Below are 19,087 nucleotides of genomic sequence, written 5' to 3'. Positions count from 1 at the left end.
TTTGCATCCGGGCGAGAACCGAGAGTTGGCACTCTCGATATCCATCAACCCAAAGAAACCCACAAAGGGGTTGTTACTTGGCACTGACTTTCGGCACGCTGTTGAGTTCTCAAGGAGCGGACGCGCTGGACACCCGGCCTTCCGGCCCTCGTTCCAGGCGGCTTTTCCACGTTACGCCGCTCGCCGTGACTGTCAAGCCGCGGGTCTGTGACCCTGGCCGTCCCGCCGCGGGCGGCGAAGCCCTGTGCAGTCGGAGACCCTCGGGACCCAGTCCCGCGGACCGCCCGTCTGCTGAGCGATCAGCACCCGGTTCAACCGGCGGTCCGCGGGGTCTGTTCCCGCCTCCCGCTTCCGGTCTCGCCGGGCGCAGAAAGAAAGTTACGTGCGTGGGATGCGGGTGTCAAACCGATACGAGGTGACGCCTGACACCCGGCCGAGACCTGCGCGTCACACGCCGTTCACATGCAGGTCAGGCCCTGGTCCCGCGGTACACGCCGGCCACCGAGCGCTTGCCCCGGCGCAGCACGAGCCACCCCCCGGGCAGCCAGCTCTCCTCCCCCGGCACGGCGTCGGCGTCGGTCACCCGCTCGTTGTTCAGGTAGGCCCCGCCCTCCTTCACCGTGCGCCGGGCCTCGGAGAGGCTGCCGACCAGGCCGGTCTGCTGCAGGAGGTGGGCGATCGTCGGGGTCTCGCCGTCCACGGTGACCGAGCCCGCCTCGCGCAGGGCCGCGCCCAGCGTCTCGGGCCCGAGGGCGGCGAGGTCCTCGCGGCCGAACAGCGCCCGGCCGGCGGCCTCGGCCTGGCGCAGCTCGTCCGCCCCGTGCACGAGGAGGGTCAGCTCCTCGGCCAGTGCCCGCTGGGCGGTCCGGGCGGCCGGGCGCTCCACACTCTCGGCGATCAGTGCCTCGACCTCGTCGGCGGGCCGCTCGGAGTACAGCGGCAGCCAGGCGCGGGCGTCGGCGTCGTCGGCGTTGAGCCAGAACTGGAAGAAGGCGTACGGAGAGGTGAGCGTCGGGTCGAGCCAGACGGCGCCGCCCTCGGACTTGCCGAACTTCGTGCCGTCGGACTTCGTCACCAGCGGGGTCGACAGCGCGTGCACGCGCGCACCCTCGGTGCGGCGGACGAGGTCGATGCCGGCGGTGAGGTTCCCCCACTGGTCGGAGCCGCCGGTCTGCAGCGTCACCCCGTGCCGGCGGTGCAGCTCGCGGAAGTCGTTGGCCTGGAGGATCTGGTAGCTGAACTCGGTGTAGCTGATCCCCGCCTCGGAGTTGAGTCGCGCCGACACCGCCTCCTTGGCCAGCATCTGGCTGACCCGGAAGTGCTTGCCGAGGTCGCGCAGGAAGTCGATCGCCGAGACCGGCGCCGTCCACTCCAGGTTGTCGACGTAGACCGGCCCCTTGGACCCGTCGGTCTCCGCGGGGACCTCGAGGAAGGGCGCCACCTGCTCCCGGATGCGGCTCACCCACTCGGCGACCGTCTCCCGGTCGTTGAGCTGACGCTCGGCCGACGGGCGCGGGTCGCCGATCAGGCCGGTGGCCCCGCCCACCAGGACGACGGGCTGGTGCCCGGCGCGCTGCAGGGCCCGCAGCACCATGAACTGGAGCAGGTGCCCGACGTGCAGGCTGGGCGCGGTCGGGTCGAAGCCGGCGTAGTACGTGACCGGACCCTCGGCGAGGTGCGCGCGCAGCGCTTCCTCGTCGGTGCTCTGGGCGATCAGCCCACGCCGGTGCAGCTCGTCGATCACGTCGCTCACGACTGACCATCCTGCCTCGCGCCGCGCCGGCGGGGCCGACCCCCCGGACGGAACACGCTCACCGATCCGGCTCCGGACTCCCAGAACCGCCAGGGCAGCTCGGTCGCGACGCTGATGCCGACCCGCGGGCCCGCCGAGACCGCGGCGGGCGGCGCGGGCCGGGAGGGGGGCGGTCGGTGCAGCCGGACCGTGCTGTCCGGCGACAGCAGGTCGGCCGCCTTGTCCTCCGGCCCGATCGCGAGGGCCTGGGTGAGCCGGGCCGGGCCGCGGGCGAGGTCCCGGGCGGTCCGGGCGGCGGGACGGCGGGCGCGGGCGAGCTCCTCCCCCACGACGACGTCCCCCGCCCGGAGCAGCACCGCGGACCCGTGCCCCTCCGGGCCGACGACGACGTTGGCGCACCAGTGGACGCCGTAGCTGAAGTACACGTAGAGCCGGCCGGGCGGGCCGAACATGATCGCCGCCCGCGGCGTCGGCCCGCGGTGCGAGTGCGCCGCGGGGTCGGCGCCGTTGCCGGCGTAGGCCTCGACCTCGGTCAGCCGCAGGGCCACCCGTCCCTCGGGCCGGTCGGTGACCAGCCAGCAGCCCAGCAGCGTCGGGGCGACGACCTCCGGCGGCCCGAGGAGCTCCTCCGCGGTGAGCAGTGGCCCGGGGGACGGAGCGCTCAGAGCGCCGCCGCCACGGGTGAGGACGACGCCCACTCGGTGTGCTGCCGGGCGAGCTCGGCGAGCGAGGTCAGCTGCTCGGCGACCCGCTCGGGCGCCGTCCCGCCGCGGGCCTTCCGGGCGGCCAGCGCGCCGCGCACCGACAGCACCGACCGCACCTCGGGCGTCAGGCGCTCGTCGATGCCGGCCAGCTGGTCGTCGTCCAGCCCGTCGAGCTCCAGGCCGGCGCCCTCGCAGAACGCGACCATCTCGCCGCTGATCTCGTGCGCCGACCGGAACGGCACCCCCTGGCGGACCAGCCACTCGGCGACGTCGGTGGCCAGCGCGAAGCCCTGCGGCGCCGCCGCCTCGAGGACCTCGGGGCGCAGGGTCAGCGTGGCGACCATCCCGGTGACCGCCGGCAGGAGCAGGAGCAGCTGCTCCATGGAGTCGAAGACCGGCTCCTTGTCCTCCTGCAGGTCGCGGTCGTAGGCCAGCGGCAGCCCCTTGAGCGTGGTGAGCAGGCCGGTCAGGTTGCCGACGAACCGGCCGGACTTGCCGCGGGCCAGCTCGGCGATGTCGGGGTTCTTCTTCTGCGGCATGATCGACGACCCGGTCGCCCAGGCGTCGTCGAGCCGGGCCCAGCCGAACTCCGTCGACGTCCAGAGGACGACCTCCTCTCCCAGCCGGGAGAGGTGGACGCCGATCAGGGCCGCGGCGAAGCAGAACTCGGCGGCGAAGTCGCGGTCGCTGACACCGTCGATCGAGTTGTCCGAGGCGCGGTCGAAGCCGAGCTCGGCGGCGACGGCGTCCGGGTCCAGCGGCAGCGACGAGCCCGCCAGGGCGCCGGAGCCGTAGGGGCTGACCGCGGTGCGCCGGTCCCAGTCGCGCAGCCGGTCGACGTCGCGGGACAGCGCGTGGGCGTGGGCGAGCAGCTGGTGGGCGATGAGCACCGGCTGGGCGTGCTGGAGGTGCGTCATGCCCGGCGCCGCGACGTCGGCGTACCGCTCGGCGAGGCCGACCAGCGCGTACTCCAGCGAGGCCAGCTCGCCGACCAGCGCGCGGACGTGGTGGCGCAGGTACAGCCGCAGGTCGGTGGCGATCTGGTCGTTGCGGCTGCGGCCGGCGCGCAGCTTGCCGCCGAGCGGGCCGAGCTTGGCCGACAGCCCGCGCTCGAGCGCCTCGTGGACGTCCTCGTCGGACTCCAGGGCGACGAAGGTGCCCGCCTCGACCTCGTTGGACAGCTCGGTCAGGGCCCGCACCATCTGCGCGAGCTCGTCGTCGGTGAGCAGCCCCGCCCGGTGCAGCACCCGCGCGTGGGCCCGCGAGCCGGCCAGGTCGAACGGCGCCAGCTTCCAGTCGAAGTGGGTCGACCTGGACAGGGCCGCCATGGCCGGCGAGGGACCGCCGCCGAAGCGGCCGCCCCACAGCCGGGTGTCCGAGGGTGCCGAGCTCACGGGTGGTCTTCCTCCAGGTCCGACTGCAGTTCGGGGTAGACGGCGGGCGTGCGCTCGGCGAGCGCCTGCAGGCGTCCGGCGAGGGCCGCGCCGCCGTCGGGGTCGCGGGAGACGACGAGCAGAGTGTCGTCCCCCGCGATCGTGCCCAGGACGTCGGGGAGGCCGACCTTGTCCAGCGCGGAGGCCAGGAACTGCGCGGCGCCCGGCGGCGTGCGCAGCACGGCGAGGTTGGCGCTGCCCTCGGCGCTGGTGAGCAGGTCGGCCAGCAGCCGGGTCAGCCGCGCCGGTGCGGTCTGCGCCGGGCGCAGCGGGGCGTTCTCCGGCGGCAGCACGTAGGACGCCGGAGCGCCGTCGGAGCCGCGGAGCTTGACCGCGCCGAGCTCCTCCAGGTCGCGCGAGAGCGTGGCCTGGGTGACCTCGATGCCCGACTCGGCCAGCAGCCCGGCCAGCTGCGACTGCGACGTGACCGGCTGGGCCTCGATCAGGGCGCGGATGCGGGCCTGGCGGGCCGAGCGGGTCACGGCGCCGGTCATCGCGCCAGCAGCCAGGTGAGCAGCGCCTTCTGGGCGTGCAGCCGGTTCTCCGCCTCGTCCCACACGGCGCTGTGCGGCCCGTCGATCACCTCGGCGGCGATCTCCTTGCCGCGGTAGGCCGGCAGGCAGTGCAGCACGATCGCGTCGTCCGCGGCCCGGGCCAGCGCCGCCTCGTCCAGCGCGTAGGGCAGGAACGGCGCCACGCGGGCGTCGTACTCGTCCTCCTGCCCCATCGAGACCCAGGTGTCGGTGGTCAGGACGTCGGCGCCGTCGGCCGCGGCTGCGGCGTCGGGGGTCCAGAGCACCGAGCCGCCGGTCTGCGCCGCGACCTCCTCGGCGCGCTCGAGCACCTGCTTGGACGGCTGGAAGGACTCCGGCGATCCGATCCGCACGTGCATGCCGGCGGTGGCGCCGCCGAGCAGGTAGGAGTGCGCCATGTTGTTGGCGCCGTCGCCGAGGTAGGTCAGCGTCAGCCCGGCGAGGGAGTCCCGGCGCTCGGCGATGGTCTGCAGGTCGGCGAGGATCTGGCACGGGTGGTACTCGTCGGTGAGCGCGTTGACCACCGGGACCCGGCTGACCGAGGCCATCGCCTCGATGCGCTCCTGGCCGAAGGTGCGCCAGACGATGGCGGCGACCTGCCGGTCCAGCACGCGGGTGGTGTCCTCGACCGGCTCGCCCCGGCCCAGCTGGCTGGAGCCGGCGTCGATCACCAGCGGGTACCCGCCGAGCTCGGCGACGCCGACGGAGAACGACACCCGGGTGCGGGTGGAGGGCTTGTCGAACAGCACCGCCACGGCCCGCGGGACGCCGTTCGGCGCGGCCAGCGGGGTCGGTGCCTCGGCGGTGTGCCGGGTCCTCTTGAGCTCGGCGGCCAGCGCCAGGACCTCGGCCTGCTCGGCCGGCGTGAGGTCGTCGTCCTCGAGGAAGTGTCTGGGGCTCACTGGGGGGACTCCTGGAACGCGGTGTCGAGGGCTGCGGGAAGGGCCGCGACGAAGGCGTCGACCTCGGCGTCGGTGAGCACCAGGGACGGCGCCAGCCGGAGCACGTCGGGCGCGACGGCGTTGGCGAGGAACCCGGCGTCCCGCAGGGCGGCCTCCAGGGCCCCGGCGACCGGCGCGGTGAGGACGACGCCCAGCAGCGCGCCCCTGCCCCGCACGCCGGTGACCCCCGCGTGCCCCAGGCCCTCGATGCCGGCGGTGAACCGGTGCTCGATCTCCTTGGCCCGCTCCAGCAGCCCCTCGTCGCGGATGGTGTCCAGCACCGCGAGCGCGGCCGCGGCGGCGATCGGGTTGCCGCCGAAGGTGGAGCCGTGCGAGCCGGCGGTCATGAGGTCGGCCGCCGGCCCGAAGGCGAGCGTGGCCCCGAGCGGCAGCCCGCCGCCGAGCGCCTTGGCCAGGGTGATGACGTCCGGCTGGAGCCCGTCGGCCTGGGAGGCGAACCAGTGCCCGGTGCGGCCGGTGCCGGTCTGCACCTCGTCGACGGCGAACAGCGCACCGGCGTCCTGCGCGGTCTGCGCCGCCGCGGCCAGGTAGCCGGCGGGCGCGGGCAGCACGCCGCCCTCCCCGAGCATCGGCTCGAGCAGCACCATCGCCGTCCGCTCGGAGACGGTCGAGGCGAGGGCGTCGGCGTCCCCGTAGGGCACGTACCGGACCCCGCCGGGCAGCGGGGCGAACGCCGCGGCCTTCGACGGCTGCCCGGTCAGCGCCAGCGCGCCCATGGTCCGGCCGTGGAACGCGCCCTCGGCGGTGACCACCTCGGGCCGCCCGGTGAGCCGGCTGATCTTGAACGCGGCCTCGTTGGCCTCGGCGCCGGAGTTGCAGAAGAACACCCGGCCGGGCCGGCCGGCCAGCTCGAGCAGCCGCTCGGCGAGGGTCACGCCGGGCTCGTGCATGGCCAGGTTGGACACGTGCCCGAGGGTCTGCGCCTGCTTGGTGATCGCCTCGACCACCCTCGGGTGGGCGTGCCCGAGGATCGTCGTCGCGATGCCGCCGAGCAGGTCGGTGTACTCGCGGCCGTCGACGTCCCAGACGGTGGCCCCGGCGCCGCGCGCGAGCGCGACCGGCGGGGTCTTGTAGTTGCTCATCATCACGGCCGACCAGCGGGTGGCCAGCTCCTCCGTGCGGGTCATGCCGGCTCCTCCCGGTGCGCCGTGTCCAGAGCGGCAGCCGGGACGACCATGGTCCCGGTGCCCTCCGTCGTGAACATCTCCAGCAGCAGGGCGTGCGGCGAGCGGCCGTCGACGACGGTCGCCCGCTTCACCCCGCCGTTGACCGCCCGCAGGCAGGCGGTCATCTTCGGGACCATCCCGGCGTCCAGGCCGGGCAGGATCTCGGCCAGCTCGGCGGCGTCGATCTGCTGGACCAGCGAGTCCCGGTCGGGCCAGTCGGCGTAGAGCCCCTCGACGTCGGTGAGGACGACGAGCTTGACCGCGCCGAGCGCGACGGCCAGCGCGGCCGCGGCGGTGTCGGCGTTGACGTTGTGCACCACGCCGTCGGCGTCGGGGGCGACGGTGGCGACCACCGGGATGTGCCCGGACTCCAGCAGCGCCGTCACCGGCGTCGGGTCGACCGCGACGACGTCGCCGACCAGGCCGACGTCCACCGGCCGGCCGTCGACCAGCGCGTGCGTGCGGGCGGCGGTGAACAGCCCGCCGTCCTCCCCCGACAGGCCCACGGCCAGCGGGCCGTGCTGGTTGATCAGGCCGACGACCTCGGGGGTGACCTGGCCGGTCAGCACCATCCGGACCACGTCGATCGTCTCGGGCGTGGTCACCCGCAGGCCGCCGCGGAACTCGCTCTCGATCCCGAGCCGGCCGAGCATCTCGGTGATCTGCGGGCCGCCGCCGTGGACGACGACCGGGTGGATGCCGCAGGTCCGCAGGAAGACCATGTCCTCGGCGAAGGCCCGCCGGCACTCCTCGTCGACCATGGCGTGCCCGCCGTACTTCACGACGACGACGTTGCCGTGGAACTCCTTGAGCCACGGCAGGGCTCCGGTGAGGACGGCGATCTTCCGCCGGTCGCCCTCGGGGTCGTAGGTGCGCATGACCCGGCGGGTGCCGACCTTCCTCGGGGGCGTGAGCTCGTCCACGCGCACGTCGGGCGGGGTGGGGTCCTGGGCCTGCGGGTCGTGCACCGTCGTCACGTGCGGCTCCGGTTCGGGGGTGCTCATGTGGAGTAGGCCGAGTTCTCGTGGACGTAGGCGATGGACAGGTCGTTGGTCCAGATCGTCGCCTGCTCGGTACCCGCCCTCAGGTCGACGTCGATGGTGATCGCCCGGCCGGTGAGGTCGACCAGCTCCCGCGGGTCGCCGATCGCGCCGCCCCGGCAGACGGTGACGCCGTTGATGGTGACGTCGACCCGGTCGGGCTCGAACGCCGCGTCCGTGGTGCCGATCGCGGCGAGCACCCGGCCCCAGTTGGGGTCGTTGCCGAACAGCGCCGTCTTGAGCAGGTTGTTGCGCGCGCACGCCCGGCCCGCGGTCAGCGCGTCCTCGACGCTGGCGGCGTTGCGGACGGTGATCGCGATGTCCTTGGTCGAGCCCTCGGCGTCGGCCAGCAGCTGCATCGCCAGGTCGGTGGCCGCGGCGGTGAGCGCCTCGGCGACCTCCTCGGCGGACGGCGTGACCCCGCTGGCCCCCGACGCCATGACGATCACCGTGTCGTTGGTCGACAGGCAGCCGTCGGAGTCGACCCGCTCGAAGCTCACGCTGGTCGCCTGCTTGAGCGCCGTCTGCAGGGTGCTGGCGTCGACCACCGCGTCGGTGGTGAGGACGACGAGCATCGTGGCCAGGCTGGGCGCGAGCATGCCGGCGCCCTTGGCCATGCCGCCGACGGTCCAGCCGTCGCGGGCCTGCACCGTCGTCTTCGGGACGCTGTCGGTGGTCATGATCGCCAGCGCGGCGTCCTGGCCGCCGTCGGTGCTCAGCGCCTTCGCCGCGGCGGTGACCCCGGCGGTCAGTTCGTCCATCGGCAGCCGGACGCCGATCAGCCCGGTGGAGGCGACCGCGACGTCGATCGCGCCGATGCCGAGCTCCGCGGCGACGTGCTCGGCGGTGGCGTGGGTGTCGCCGAAGCCCTCGGCCCCGGTGCAGGCGTTGGCGCCGCCGGAGTTGAGGACGACCGCCTTCACCCGGTCGGTCGCGAGGACCTGCCGGCTCCACTGCACCGGCGCGGCCGGGAAGCGGTTGGTGGTGAACACCGCGGCGGCGGCGTCGTCCGGGCCGTCGTTGACGACCAGGGCGACGTCGTTCGCGCCGGTGCTCTTGAGACCGGCGGCGACCCCGGCGGCCCGGAACCCCTTCGGGGCAGTCGTCGTCACGGCGCGACCCCCACGATCGGCAGGCCGGTGGTCTCGGGCAGGCCGAGGGCGAGGTTGGCGCACTGGATCGCCGCTCCCCCGGTGCCCTTGGTCAGGTTGTCGACGGCGGCGACGACGACCAGCCGGCCGGCGTCGGCGTCGACCGCGATCTGCAGCGCGACGGTGTTCGCCCCGAGCACCTGCGCCGTCGTCGGCCACTGCCCCTCCGGGAGCAGGTGCACGAACGGCTCGTCGGCGTAGGCCTTCTCGTAGGCGGCCCGCGCGGCGGCGGCGTCCGTGCCCGGGGTCAGCGGCGCCGAGCAGGTGGCGAGGATGCCGCGGCTCATCGGCACCAGCGTCGGGGTGAAGCTGACGCTCACCGGGCCCCCGGCCGCCTGGGAGAGGTTCTGCACCATCTCCGGGGTGTGCCGGTGCACGCCGCCGACGCCGTAGGCGCTCACCGAACCCATGACCTCGCTGCCCAGCAGGTGCGGCTTGGCCGACTTGCCCGCGCCGGAGGTGCCGCTGGCGGCGACCACGACGACGTCGGGCTCGACGAGACCGGCGGCCAGCGCGGGCGCCACCGCGAGGGTGACCGAGGTCGGGTAGCAGCCGGGGACGGCGATCCGCCGGGCGCCCGCGAGCCGCTCCCGCTGGCCGGGCAGCTCGGGCAGGCCGTAGGGCCAGGACCCGGCGTGTTCGCCGCCGTACCACCGCGCCCACGCGGCCGGGTCGTTGAGCCGGTGGTCGGCGCCGCAGTCGATGACCAGGGTGTCCTCGGGCAATTGCGCGGCGATCGCCGCCGACTCCCCGTGCGGGAGGGCCAGGACGACGACGTCGTAGCCGGCCAGGTCGGCCGCGGCGCTGGGCTGCACCTCGAGGTCGGCGTAGGGCAGCAGGTGGGGCTGCAGCTCACCCAGGCGTCGGCCGGCGCTCGAATTGGCGTGCACCCCGGCCAACCGCAGGTCGGGGTGCCCGGCCAGCAGCCGGCACACCTCACCCCCCGCGTACCCGGTGGCGCCGGTGACCCCGACCGTCCACGTCTGCCCTGTGCTCACGATGCATGACCATACACGGCCATGCATGAACGTTCACCGGAGTTGTCGGCCGCCGTGGGCATGGGAGGCAGTGCCCACGTCTCGCTGCCTCCGGACGTAGGTGTTGCCTCCTGTGCCTACGGCCCGTCAGGCGAGCGGGCGGCGTCCATGGTGGCGGACCCCGGGGCGGGGGCCCGGGGCGGGACCGGGGTCGCGACGACGATGGACGTGGTGGTCTGCCCGTGCAGCAGGAACTGGTCCAGCACGCCCTCGAGGGCGGCGACCGACGGCACGTGCACGCGCAGGAGGAAGCAGTCCTCCCCGGACACCCGGTGGCACTCGGCGACCTCCGGGACCCGTGCGGCGAGCTCGGCGACCCGCGGCAACTGCCCCGGGCCGGGCCGGACCCTCACCCACGCCGCGACGGGGAGGCCCAGGGCGCCCGGGTCGACGTCCAGCCGGTAGCCCCGGATCACGCCGGTCTGCTCCAGGCGGGCGATCCGCTCGCGGACGGCGGGTGGCGACATCCCGACCTTGCGGGCGAGCTCGGCCGCGCTGCACCGGGGGTCCTTGTCGAGCAGCCGCAGGAGCTCCCGGTTGACGTCGTCGAGCACCGACCTCCCGTCCGGGAGGTCGAGGCGGATCCTGGGCGTGCGACCAGACGGCACACCGCCATCCTGGCCTTCGATCGCGCCTGGTGCCCGCCCGTCGTGCCTCCGAGGCTCGGTGCATGGTCCGACCGACGACCCTGCCCACCTCGACCCGCGTCCCGCCGCACGTGTGGTTCCTCGTCAGTGCGGTCTTCCACTACCTCGGTCCCGCCTGCGCCGTCCTGCTGTTCGCGCGGGTGGACGTGCTCGGCGTGGCCTGGCTGCGCATCGCGACCGCGGCCGTGGTCCTCGCCCTGTGGCGGCGACCGTGGCGCCGCCTGCGGCAGCTGGACCGCGCGACGCGCCGGCTGCTGGCCGCCTGGGGCGCGGTGCTGGCGGCCATGAACTGCTGCTTCTACCTGGCCGTCGATCGCCTGCCGCTGGGCACGGTGGCGGCCATCGAGTTCCTCCCCGTGGTGGCGCTCGCCGCACTGGGAGCCCGCACCGGGCGCAACCTCGCCGCCCTGGCCGGCGCAGTGGCCGGGGTCGCCCTGCTCACGGACGTGCGGCTCGGCGGCGCGGCCCTCGGCTTCGCGTTCGCCGCCGCCAACGCGGTGCTGTTCGCCGCGTACGTGGTCCTGGGGCACCGGGTGGCCCGCAGCGACCAGCTGGCCGGGGCGGACGGCCTGGCGCTGGCCATGCTCGTGGCGACGGCGGTCGCGGCGCCGGTGGGGATCGCAGACGCCGCGCCGGCGTTCGCCGACCCGGCAGCCCTGCTGGCCGCGCTCGGCGTCGGCGTCGCCTCCTCCGTGGTCCCCTACGTCTGCGACCAGCTGGCCATGGCCCGCCTGCCACGGGCGACCTACGCGCTGCTCGTCTCCCTGCTGCCGGCGACCGCGACCGTCATCGGCGTCGTCGTCCTGGCGCAGGTGCCCGACGCGCGGGAGGTGCTCGGGGTCGTGCTCGTCGTCGCCGGGGTGGCGCTGCACCGGCCCGGTCAGGCCAGCGGGTCGCCGTCCCCGTAGGGCTGGAGGCGCAGCTGGCGGGCGGCGTCGGCCGGGGTGGTCCCGCGGAGGACGGCGGGGTCGTCGACGCCCGCCCGCAGGAAGCGGCCCGACCACGCATCGAGCTCCCCGCCGGCGATCGCCGTCACCAGGTCGACCACCTGCTCCGGCGGCGTCCAGGCGGTGAACCCCCGCCACATCGGCATGGCGCGGGTCATCGGGGTGTCGACGACGCCCGGCGCGACGTCGAAGACGCGGACGTCGGACCCCTCCAGCGCGCCGGCCAGCGCCTCGGTCATCCGCATCAGTCCGGTCTTGGCCACCGAGTAGGCCGAGTACTCGGGGCGGGCGCGCACGCTCATGCCGCTGGCCAGGTCCACCACCCGGCCGCGGTTGCGCAGCACCATCCACGGCACCACGGCGCGGGAGAGCAGGAACGCGCCGCGGACGTGGCTCTCCACCACCGACCACCACTGGTCCGGGTCGGCCTCCCACAGCGGCTCCTCGGCGGCGTCGATGACCCCGGCGTTGTTGACCAGGAGGTCGACCGGGCCGAGCTCCTCCCGGACCCGCGCGACCGCCTCGTCCACCGCCGCCCGGTCGGTGACGTCGGCGGCCACGGCCAGCGTGCGCGCCCCGGTGGCCGCGGCGACCTCGTCCATGGCCGCGGCCAGCCGCTCGCCGCCCCGGGCCAGGCCGGCCACCGCGGCACCCCGCTCGGCCAGCCCCTGCACCAGGTGCCGCCCGATGCCGGAGGACGCCCCGGTGACCAGGGCCACCTGGCCGGCGAGGCTAGCCACGGAGCTGTGCGCCGGTCCGCTCGGCGGCGGCCGCGACCGCGGCGTCGCGCACCGCGGTCGCCTCCTCGCTGGTGAGCGTGCGGTCGGGCGCCCGCAGGGTCAGCGCGTAGGCCAGCGAGCGGGACCCGGCCGGCACCGGCGGGCCGGTGTAGACGTCGAACAGCCGCAGCGACTCCAGCAGCGCGCCGGCGCCCTCCCGCAGCGCGGCGTCCACCGCGGCGGCGGGCACCTCGTCGCGCACCACGAGGGCGACGTCGACCAGCACCGGCGGGAACGTGGAGATCCGCGGCCCGACGGGGACCTGCGCGGCAGGCAGCGCGTCGACGTCGAGCTCCATCGCCGAGGTGCGCGCCGGCAGGTCCAGCGCCGCGCACACCCGCGGGTGCAGCTCGCCGGCGTGCCCCACGACCCGGTCGCCGACCAGCAGCTCGGCGCAGCGCCCGGGGTGCCACGGCGCCCGCTCTCCCGCGCGCACGGTCAGCTCGACGCCGGCAGCGGCGGCCACCCGGCGCGCGGCCTCCACCGCGTCGGCCCAGACCGCCGGGCGGCCGGGCCCCCACCAGCCGCGCGGCTCGCGGTTGCCGGCCAGCGCCACGCCGACGTGCCACGGCTGCTCCGGCACCGCGCCCAGCAGCGCGGCGAGGGTCTCGTCGTCCGGACGCCGGTCGACGCCGGGCAGCGGCGCGGGCGTGCGGACCCCGCCGGGGAACACCGCGCCGTGCTCGAACAGCGCGACGTCGCGCTGCCCGCGGGAGAGGTTGCGGGCCAGCGCGGCCAGCAGCCCGGGCAGCAGCGTGGTGCGCAGCGCCGGCTCCTCCTCCGACAGGGGGTTGCGGACCAGCACGACCTCGCGGCGCGGGTCGTCCTCGGGCAGGCCGAGGGCGTCGAGCACGGCGGTCCCGACGAACGGGTAGGACGGCGCCTCGACGTAGCCGGCCTCGGCGAGGGTGCGGCCGATCGCGCGGCGCCGGCGCTGGGTCTCGGTGAGCCCGCGGCCGGGCGGCGCGGTGGGCAGCACCGACGGGACGTCGTCGTAGCCGGCCAGCCGCACGACCTCCTCGACCAGGTCGGCCGGGTCGGTGAGGTCGGGGCGCCAGGACGGCGGGGTGACCGCGAGCGGCCCGGCGTCCCCGTCGACGGAGCAGCCGACCTTGGCCAGCAGCTCCACGACCTGGGCCGGCGGGTAGGGCACGCCGGCGACCCGGCCGGGCAGCCCGGGGTCCAGGGTGATGGTCGGGCGCGGGCCGCGGGTGTCGACGTCGACCGGCGTGCCGACGACCTTCGCGCCGCCGTACTCGCCGAGCAGCGCCGCGGCGCGGGCCAGGGCGACCATGGTCATCTCCGGGTCGACGCCGCGCTCGAAGCGCTTGGCCGCCTCGCTGGGCAGCCGGTGCCGGCGGGCGGTGCGGGCCACGCCGGTCGGCTCCCAGTGGGCCGCCTCCAGCAGCACGTCGGTCGTGGTGTCGCCGATCTCGGTGGACGCCCCGCCCATGACCGCGGCCAGGCCGATCGGCCCGGAGTCGTCGGTGATCAGCAGGTCGTCGGGGTCCAGCGCGCGGTCGGCGCCGTCGAGGGTGGTCAGCCGCTCCCCCGCCCGCGCGCGGCGCACCACGATCGGGCCGCGCACCCGCTCCCGGTCGAACGCGTGCATCGGCTGGCCCAGCTCGAGCATCACGTAGTTGGTGACGTCGACGGCCAGCGAGATGCTGCGGACGCCGGACTGCGCCAGCCGGCGGCGCATCCACCACGGGCTCGGCGCGGTCGGGTCCAGGCCCTCGAGGGCGATCATGGAGAACCGGTCGCAGCGGTCGGCGTCCTCGACGGCGACCTGCCACGCCGGCTCGCCCGACCAGGCCGGCGGGGTGACCGCCCCCGGGTCGCGCCAGTCGACGCCCAGGCCGGTACCCATCTCGCGGGCGATGCCGCGCATCGACAGGCAGTAGCCGCGGTCGGGGGTGACGGCCAGCTCGATGACGACGTCGTCCAGCCCGACGACCGGGCCGGCCGGGGTGCCGGGCGCGGGGGCGTCGTCCCCGAGCACCAGGATCCCGGCGTGGTCCTCGCCGATGCCCAGCTCGCGGACCGAGCAGATCATCCCGTCGGAGATGCGGTCGTAGGTCGTGCGTGCGGCGATCGCGAACCCGCCGGGCAGGACGGCGCCGGGCAGCGCGACGACGACGGCGTCCCCGGCGGCGAAGTTGGTGGCGCCGCAGACGATGCCCCGCGGCTCCCCCTCGCCGGTGTCGACCCGGCAGAAGCGGATCGGCTTCTTGAAGCCGGTCAGCTCCTCGACCTCCAGCACCCGCCCGACGACCAGCGGGCCGCTGACCTCCTCGGGCCGGTGGACGGCCTCCACCTCGAGGCCGAGCCGCACGAAGGCGGTGTCGAGGTCCTCGACCGGGATCCCCCCGGGGAGGTCGACGTGCTCGGCCAGCCAGCCGATGGGGACCCTCACTGCTGCTCCGTCCTGATCTGGTCGGTCGTGCTCACTGCTCGGCCCCGAACGCCGTGGTGAACCGGATGTCGCCCTCGACCATGTCGCGCATGTCGGTGATCCCCGACCGGAACATCAGGCCGCGCTCGATGCCCAGGCCGAAGGCGAAGCCGCTGTACTCGTCCGGGTCGACGCCGCAGGCCACCAGCACCCGGGGGTTGACCATGCCGCAGCCGCCCCACTCCACCCAGCGCGGGCCGTCGCGGTGCTCGGGGAACCACACGTCGAACTCCGCCGACGGCTCGGTGAACGGGAAGTACGACGGCCGCCAGCGGGTGACCGCGTCCGCGCCGAACAGCGTGCGCGCCAGCTGGTCGAGGGTGCCGCGCAGGTGGGCCATGGTCAGCCCGCGGTCGACGGCCAGGCCCTCGATCTGGTGGAACACCGGGGTGTGCGTCGCGTCGAGCTCGTCGGTGCGGTAGACGCGGCCGGGCGCGACCACGTAGATCGGCGGGGTGCGCGAGAGCATCGTGCGGGCCTGCACCGGGCTGGTGTGCGTCCGCAGCACCAGGCCGGAGTCCTCGTCCTGGTCCCGCCCGCCCGCGATGAAGAAGGTGTCCATCATCGTGCGCGCCGGGTGGTCGCGGCCGATGTTGAGCGCGTCGAAGTTCAGCCACTCGGCCTCGACCTCGGGGCCGTCGGCGACCTCGTAGCCCATCCCGACGAAGACGTCGGCGATCCGCTCGGTGAGCGTGGTCAGCGGGTGCCGGGCGCCGCGGGGGGTGCGGTCCCAGGGCAGGGTCACGTCGACCCGCTCCTCGGCCAGCACCCGGGCGTCGCGCTCGGCCTCGAGCTCGGCGAGGCGGTCGGCGTAGGCCTCGGTCACGGCGACGCGGGCGGCGTTCACCCGCTTGCCGGCGTCCGACCGCGCCGCCGGGGGCAGCGCGCCCAGCTCGCGGCGGGCCAGCAGCACCGGCGCCCGGTCGCCGAGGTGGGCCGGCCGGACGGCGGCGAGCGCCTCCAGGTCACCGGCCTCGGCGAACGCCTTCCGGGCCTCGGCGACGGCGGTCTCGAGGGCCTCGGCGGAGAGGGCGGCGACCTGCTTGGGGTCGTAGGGGTCGTTGGCGCCAGACACGGGAGGCCATTCTGCCCGCCGGTGCCGGGGCCCCGCGCACGGGTTTGCCCGGACCGTCCCGTCCGGCGAGATCGGCGATCTCGCGCGGGAGGGCGCGCACGCGCGGGCGACATCGGTGATCTCGCCGCAGAGGTGCCAGATCCCGCAGCGTGTCTGCCGACCTGCCGGGAGGGCCGGGGGAAACCCGGACCCGGGTGCTAGAACCGGGAGGCGGGTGCGCACCGGGCGTGCCGGGGCGGAGGTCTGCTGTGGCGGTGCTGCTGGCGCTGGCCAGCGCGGTGGTCTACGGGATGGCCGACTTCTGCGGGGGTCTGGCCTCCCGGCGGGCGACCGCGTTCGCCGTCGTCGCGCTGTCGCAGGCCGCCGGGCTGACCGCGCTGCTGGTCCTGCTGCCCTGGCTCGGTGGGGACCCGACGCTGCCCGACCTGGCGTGGGGGGCGGCCGCGGGCGTGGCCGGAGCGGCCGGGCTGGTCCTGTTCTACCGGGCGCTGGCCGGCGGCGTGATGAGCGTCGTCGCCCCGGTGACGGCGGTGTCGGCGGCCGCGCTGCCGGTGATCGGCGGGCTGCTGCTCGGCGAGCGGATGCCGTGGTGGGCCGGCGTCGGCATCGGGCTGGCGCTGGTCGCCGTCGTCCTCGTGGCCGCCGAGGAGGGCCTGGGGTCGCTGCGCCGCGCCCGTCCCGCCAGCCTGGTGCCGGCGCTGGCCGCCGGCGCGGGGTTCGGCGTGTTCTTCGTGCTGCTCGACCGCACGGACGAGGCGGCCGCGCTCAGCCCGCTGGTGGCCGCCCGGGTGGTCTCGGTGGCGCTGGTCGTCGTCGTGGCGTTGCCGGCCGGCCGGTCGCTGCGCACGCCCCGGACCGCGCTGCCGATCGTGCTGCTGGCCGGCGTCGCCGACATGGCGGCCAACGCGCTGTTCCTGCTCGCCACGCAGCAGGGGCAGCTGGCCATCACCGGCGTGCTGGCCTCGCTGTACCCGGTGAGCACCGTCGTCCTGGCCCAGGTGGTGCTCCGGGAACGGCTGGCCGGCACCCAGGTCGCCGGGCTCGCGGCGGCCGGCGCCGCGGTCGTGCTCATCGCGCTGCCCGCCTGACCTCCTCCGATGGGATGAGCGACGCCGTTCCGGCTCATCATCGGGACCGCGGTGTCCGATGACGTGCGCGTGGGAACCTCCTCGACCGCACTCGACGACGTGCTGCGGCGCGGCGCCGTCCGCAGCGTCTTCCAGCCGATCGTCGACCTCGACTCCGGTCGGATCGTCGCCTACGAGGCCCTCGCCCGCGGCCCGGAGGGACCGCTGGAGCGGCCCGACGCGCTGTTCGCCGCCGCCCGCGCGGCCGGCCGGCTGGCCGAGCTCGACGCGGCCTGCCGCTCCGCGGCCCTGGAGGGCGCGCTGGCGCAGGGGCTGACCGCGCCGCTCACCCTCTTCGTCAACGTCGAGCCCGAGGTGCTCGACCGCGCGCCGATGGAGGAGCTGCTCGGCATCGCCTCGGGGGCGCCCGGCGGGCTGCGGGTGGTCCTGGAGATCACCGAGCGCGCGCTGGCTGCCCGGCCCGCGGAGCTGCTGCGCACCGTCGAGCGGGTGCGGCAGGTGGGCTGGGGCGTCGCGGTGGACGACGTGGGCGCCGAGCCGATGTCGCTGGCGTTCATGCCGCTGCTGCGCCCCGACGTGGTCAAGCTCGACCTGCGGCTGGTGCAGGAGCGGCCGAGCCCGGTGATCGCCGAGATCATGAACGCGGTCAACGCGCACGCCGAGCGCACCGGCGCGGTCGTGCTCGCCGAGGGCATCGAGGACGCCGAGCAGCTGGCGATGGCCCGGGCCCTCGGCGCCACCCTCGGCCAGGGCTGGCTGTTCGGGCGCCCCGGCCCCGGCCCGGTCCCCGGCGCGGCGACGGCGGCGCTGGCCCTGCCCTCGCAGCGGGCGGACTCCGTCACCGAGGACGCCGCCGTCTCCCCCTTCGCCTGCCTGCCCGACGACGTGCGGCTGCGGCAGGCCCCCAAGGCGCTGCTCATCGAGCTGTCCAAGCAGCTGGAGCGGGAGGCGCTGCGCCTGGGCCCCGCGTCGGTGGTGGCCGCGACCTTCCAGGAGGCCCGGCACTTCACGCCGTCGACCGCCCAGCGCTACCGCGACCTGGTCGAGCGCACCGGGTTCGTCTGCGCCCTCGGCGAGGACCTGCCCGTCGAGCCCCTGCCGGGGCTGCGCGGTGCCGCGCTCGACCCGGCCGACCCGGTCCGCGGCGAGTGGGACGTCGCCGTCCTCGGCCCGCACTTCGCCGCGGCGCTGCTCGCCCGCGACCTGGGCGACGACGGCCCCGACGAGGAGCGGCGGTTCGTCTACGCCCTCACCTACGACCGCGACACCGTCGTCCGGGCCGCCGCCGCGCTGCTGGCCCGGGTGGCGCCCCGGGCGGGAGCGGCACCGTGGCCGGCCGCGCCGGCCCCCGCGGCGCCGTCCGCCGTCCCGGTCGGCCCGGCCAGGGCCGACGCGCTGCTGCACCGGGCGCTGGAGGTGACCCCCAGCGGGATCGCGATCGTCGACGTCTCGCTGCCCGACCAGCCGCTGGTCTACGTCAACCCGGCCTTCGAGCGGCTCGCCGGTCTCCCGCGGGAGCAGGTGCTCGGCCGCAACTGCCGCTTCCTGCAGGGGCCGGACACCGACCCGGTCGCGGTCGCCGAGGTGCGCCGGGCGATCGCCGCGGGCGAGGAGTGCCGGGTGACCGTGCTCAACCACCGCGGGCCCGAACGGACGCCGTGGTGGAACGAACTGCACCTCACCCCGATCCCCGGTCCGGACGGCGGGGTCGCGCGGTACATCGGCGTCCAGGTCGACGTCACCGCCCGGGTCGAGGCGGAGCGGGCGCTGGCCCGGGAGCGCGACCGCGCCTCCGGCTACCGCGCCCGGCTCGAGGCGCTGGCCGGCACCGACCCGCTGACCGGGCTGCCCGACCGGCGGCGGCTGGCCGAGGAGGTGGAGACGGCGATCTGGAGCGCCCGCGCGGGCGAGGACGCGCTGGCCCTGCTGCTGGTCGACGTCGACGGCGTGATCGCGGCCAACCACGCGTGGGGTCACGGCACCGGCGACGACCTGCTGTGCAGCGTCGCCGAGCGGGTGCGGGCCGTGCTGCGCCGCCGCGACCTGGTCGGCCGGCTCGGCGGGCACGAGTTGGTGGTGGCGCTGCGCGAGCTGGACCCGCGGACCGCCGGCGTCGAAGCGCACCGGATCGCCGGTGAGCTGCTCGAGGCGCTGCGCGGGCCGGTCCGGCTCGACGGCACGGAGCTGCCGGCCGGGGTACGGGTCGGGGTGAGCGTCTTCCCCGAGGACGGCGCGGACTTCGCCGAGCTGCTCCGGACCGCCGCCCTGCGCCGCTACGAGCGCCCGGCAGCCCCGTCGGGAGCCGCCGAGCGGTGAT

The 19,087-nt window shown here is 75.8% G+C and carries 16 protein-coding genes; 3 read left to right on the top strand and 13 right to left on the bottom strand.

What is annotated here, in order from left to right; all coding sequences use genetic code 11:
* Nucleotides 1-469 precede the first annotated feature (469 nt).
* From tyrS to ACI79D_RS20980, 10 genes are all read right to left on the bottom strand, one after another.
* The gene (gene tyrS / locus ACI79D_RS21025; protein WP_456920439.1) at nucleotides 470-1,753 is read right to left on the bottom strand and encodes a tyrosine--tRNA ligase; all 1,284 of its coding nucleotides are present in this window, start codon (nucleotides 1,751-1,753) and stop codon (nucleotides 470-472) included.
* Nucleotides 1,750-2,451 (bottom strand): DNA-3-methyladenine glycosylase, encoded by a 702-nt coding sequence (locus tag ACI79D_RS21020; protein WP_456920438.1) that lies wholly within the window; start codon nucleotides 2,449-2,451, stop codon nucleotides 1,750-1,752. The genes tyrS and ACI79D_RS21020 overlap by 4 nt, the downstream gene beginning before the upstream one ends.
* Nucleotides 2,415-3,851: an argininosuccinate lyase gene (gene argH / locus ACI79D_RS21015; protein WP_456920437.1), complete on the bottom strand. Its 1,437-nt coding sequence runs from the start codon at nucleotides 3,849-3,851 to the stop codon at nucleotides 2,415-2,417. The genes ACI79D_RS21020 and argH overlap by 37 nt, the downstream gene beginning before the upstream one ends.
* Nucleotides 3,848-4,384: an arginine repressor gene (locus tag ACI79D_RS21010; protein ID WP_456920436.1), complete on the bottom strand. Its 537-nt coding sequence runs from the start codon at nucleotides 4,382-4,384 to the stop codon at nucleotides 3,848-3,850. Before ACI79D_RS21010 ends, argH begins: the two co-directional genes overlap by 4 nt.
* Complete coding sequence (gene argF, locus ACI79D_RS21005) at nucleotides 4,381-5,325, bottom strand: ornithine carbamoyltransferase (RefSeq protein WP_456920434.1); 945 nt, start codon at nucleotides 5,323-5,325, stop codon at nucleotides 4,381-4,383. Before argF ends, ACI79D_RS21010 begins: the two co-directional genes overlap by 4 nt.
* Nucleotides 5,322-6,512 carry an acetylornithine transaminase gene (locus ACI79D_RS21000; RefSeq protein ID WP_456920433.1) on the bottom strand — a complete coding sequence of 397 codons (1,191 nt, stop codon included), beginning with the start codon at nucleotides 6,510-6,512 and terminating at the stop codon, nucleotides 5,322-5,324. Before ACI79D_RS21000 ends, argF begins: the two co-directional genes overlap by 4 nt.
* A complete protein-coding gene (argB, locus tag ACI79D_RS20995; RefSeq protein ID WP_456920432.1) occupies nucleotides 6,509-7,555 on the bottom strand; it encodes an acetylglutamate kinase in 1,047 nt (348 codons plus the stop codon). The genes ACI79D_RS21000 and argB overlap by 4 nt, the downstream gene beginning before the upstream one ends.
* On the bottom strand, nucleotides 7,552-8,703 hold the full coding sequence (gene argJ / locus ACI79D_RS20990) for a bifunctional glutamate N-acetyltransferase/amino-acid acetyltransferase ArgJ (protein ID WP_456920431.1): 1,152 nt from the start codon (nucleotides 8,701-8,703) through the stop codon (nucleotides 7,552-7,554). The genes argB and argJ overlap by 4 nt, the downstream gene beginning before the upstream one ends.
* The gene (argC, locus tag ACI79D_RS20985; protein WP_456920430.1) at nucleotides 8,700-9,740 is read right to left on the bottom strand and encodes an N-acetyl-gamma-glutamyl-phosphate reductase; all 1,041 of its coding nucleotides are present in this window, start codon (nucleotides 9,738-9,740) and stop codon (nucleotides 8,700-8,702) included. Before argC ends, argJ begins: the two co-directional genes overlap by 4 nt.
* Before the next feature lie 116 nt (nucleotides 9,741-9,856).
* Entirely contained in the window at nucleotides 9,857-10,333 is a 477-nt protein-coding gene (locus ACI79D_RS20980; RefSeq protein ID WP_456920429.1) for an Lrp/AsnC family transcriptional regulator, read from the bottom strand.
* A gap of 116 nt (nucleotides 10,334-10,449) precedes the next feature.
* Between ACI79D_RS20980 and ACI79D_RS20975 the strand changes: the two genes are divergently transcribed.
* Complete coding sequence (locus tag ACI79D_RS20975) at nucleotides 10,450-11,334, top strand: EamA family transporter (RefSeq protein ID WP_456920428.1); 885 nt, start codon at nucleotides 10,450-10,452, stop codon at nucleotides 11,332-11,334.
* On the opposite strand, the gene ACI79D_RS20970 is transcribed toward ACI79D_RS20975, so the two are convergent.
* From ACI79D_RS20970 to pheS, 3 genes are read right to left on the bottom strand one after another with little or no spacing between them, the layout of a single operon-like run.
* Nucleotides 11,307-12,092, bottom strand: a complete 786-nt coding sequence (locus ACI79D_RS20970; RefSeq protein ID WP_456920427.1) for an SDR family NAD(P)-dependent oxidoreductase — start codon at nucleotides 12,090-12,092, stop codon at nucleotides 11,307-11,309. The genes ACI79D_RS20975 and ACI79D_RS20970 overlap by 28 nt on opposite strands.
* Before the next feature lie 13 nt (nucleotides 12,093-12,105).
* The gene (gene pheT, locus ACI79D_RS20965) at nucleotides 12,106-14,568 is read right to left on the bottom strand and encodes a phenylalanine--tRNA ligase subunit beta (protein ID WP_456920426.1); all 2,463 of its coding nucleotides are present in this window, start codon (nucleotides 14,566-14,568) and stop codon (nucleotides 12,106-12,108) included.
* Nucleotides 14,569-14,599: 31 nt separating this feature from the next.
* The gene (gene pheS, locus ACI79D_RS20960) at nucleotides 14,600-15,682 is read right to left on the bottom strand and encodes a phenylalanine--tRNA ligase subunit alpha (protein WP_456920425.1); all 1,083 of its coding nucleotides are present in this window, start codon (nucleotides 15,680-15,682) and stop codon (nucleotides 14,600-14,602) included.
* Nucleotides 15,683-15,930: 248 nt separating this feature from the next.
* Between pheS and ACI79D_RS20955 the strand changes: the two genes are divergently transcribed.
* Both ACI79D_RS20955 and ACI79D_RS20950 read left to right on the top strand, forming a co-directional pair.
* Nucleotides 15,931-16,770, top strand: coding sequence for an EamA family transporter (locus tag ACI79D_RS20955; RefSeq protein WP_456920424.1), 840 nt, complete (start codon nucleotides 15,931-15,933; stop codon nucleotides 16,768-16,770).
* A 69-nt stretch (nucleotides 16,771-16,839) separates the two neighbouring features.
* Complete coding sequence (locus tag ACI79D_RS20950) at nucleotides 16,840-19,086, top strand: EAL domain-containing protein (protein WP_456920423.1); 2,247 nt, start codon at nucleotides 16,840-16,842, stop codon at nucleotides 19,084-19,086.
* Nucleotide 19,087 lies beyond the last annotated feature (1 nt).

The sequence above is a fragment of the Geodermatophilus sp. SYSU D00708 genome (genome assembly GCF_054050115.1).
The sequence above is the reverse complement of the archived record's forward strand: the minus strand, read 5'-3'. Positions and strand labels throughout refer to the sequence as shown.

Bases quoted from the DNA above. Each gene is read 5' to 3' on its own strand.
- ACI79D_RS21010 (WP_456920436.1), bottom strand. From the start codon at position 4,384: ATGACCGGCGCCGTGACCCGCTCGGCCCGCCAGGCCCGCATCCGCGCC.
- ACI79D_RS20975 (WP_456920428.1), top strand. From the start codon at position 10,450: ATGGTCCGACCGACGACCCTGCCCACCTCGACCCGCGTCCCGCCGCAC.
- ACI79D_RS21000 (WP_456920433.1), bottom strand. From the start codon at position 6,512: ATGACCCGCACGGAGGAGCTGGCCACCCGCTGGTCGGCCGTGATGATG.
- argB (WP_456920432.1), bottom strand. From the start codon at position 7,555: ATGAGCACCCCCGAACCGGAGCCGCACGTGACGACGGTGCACGACCCG.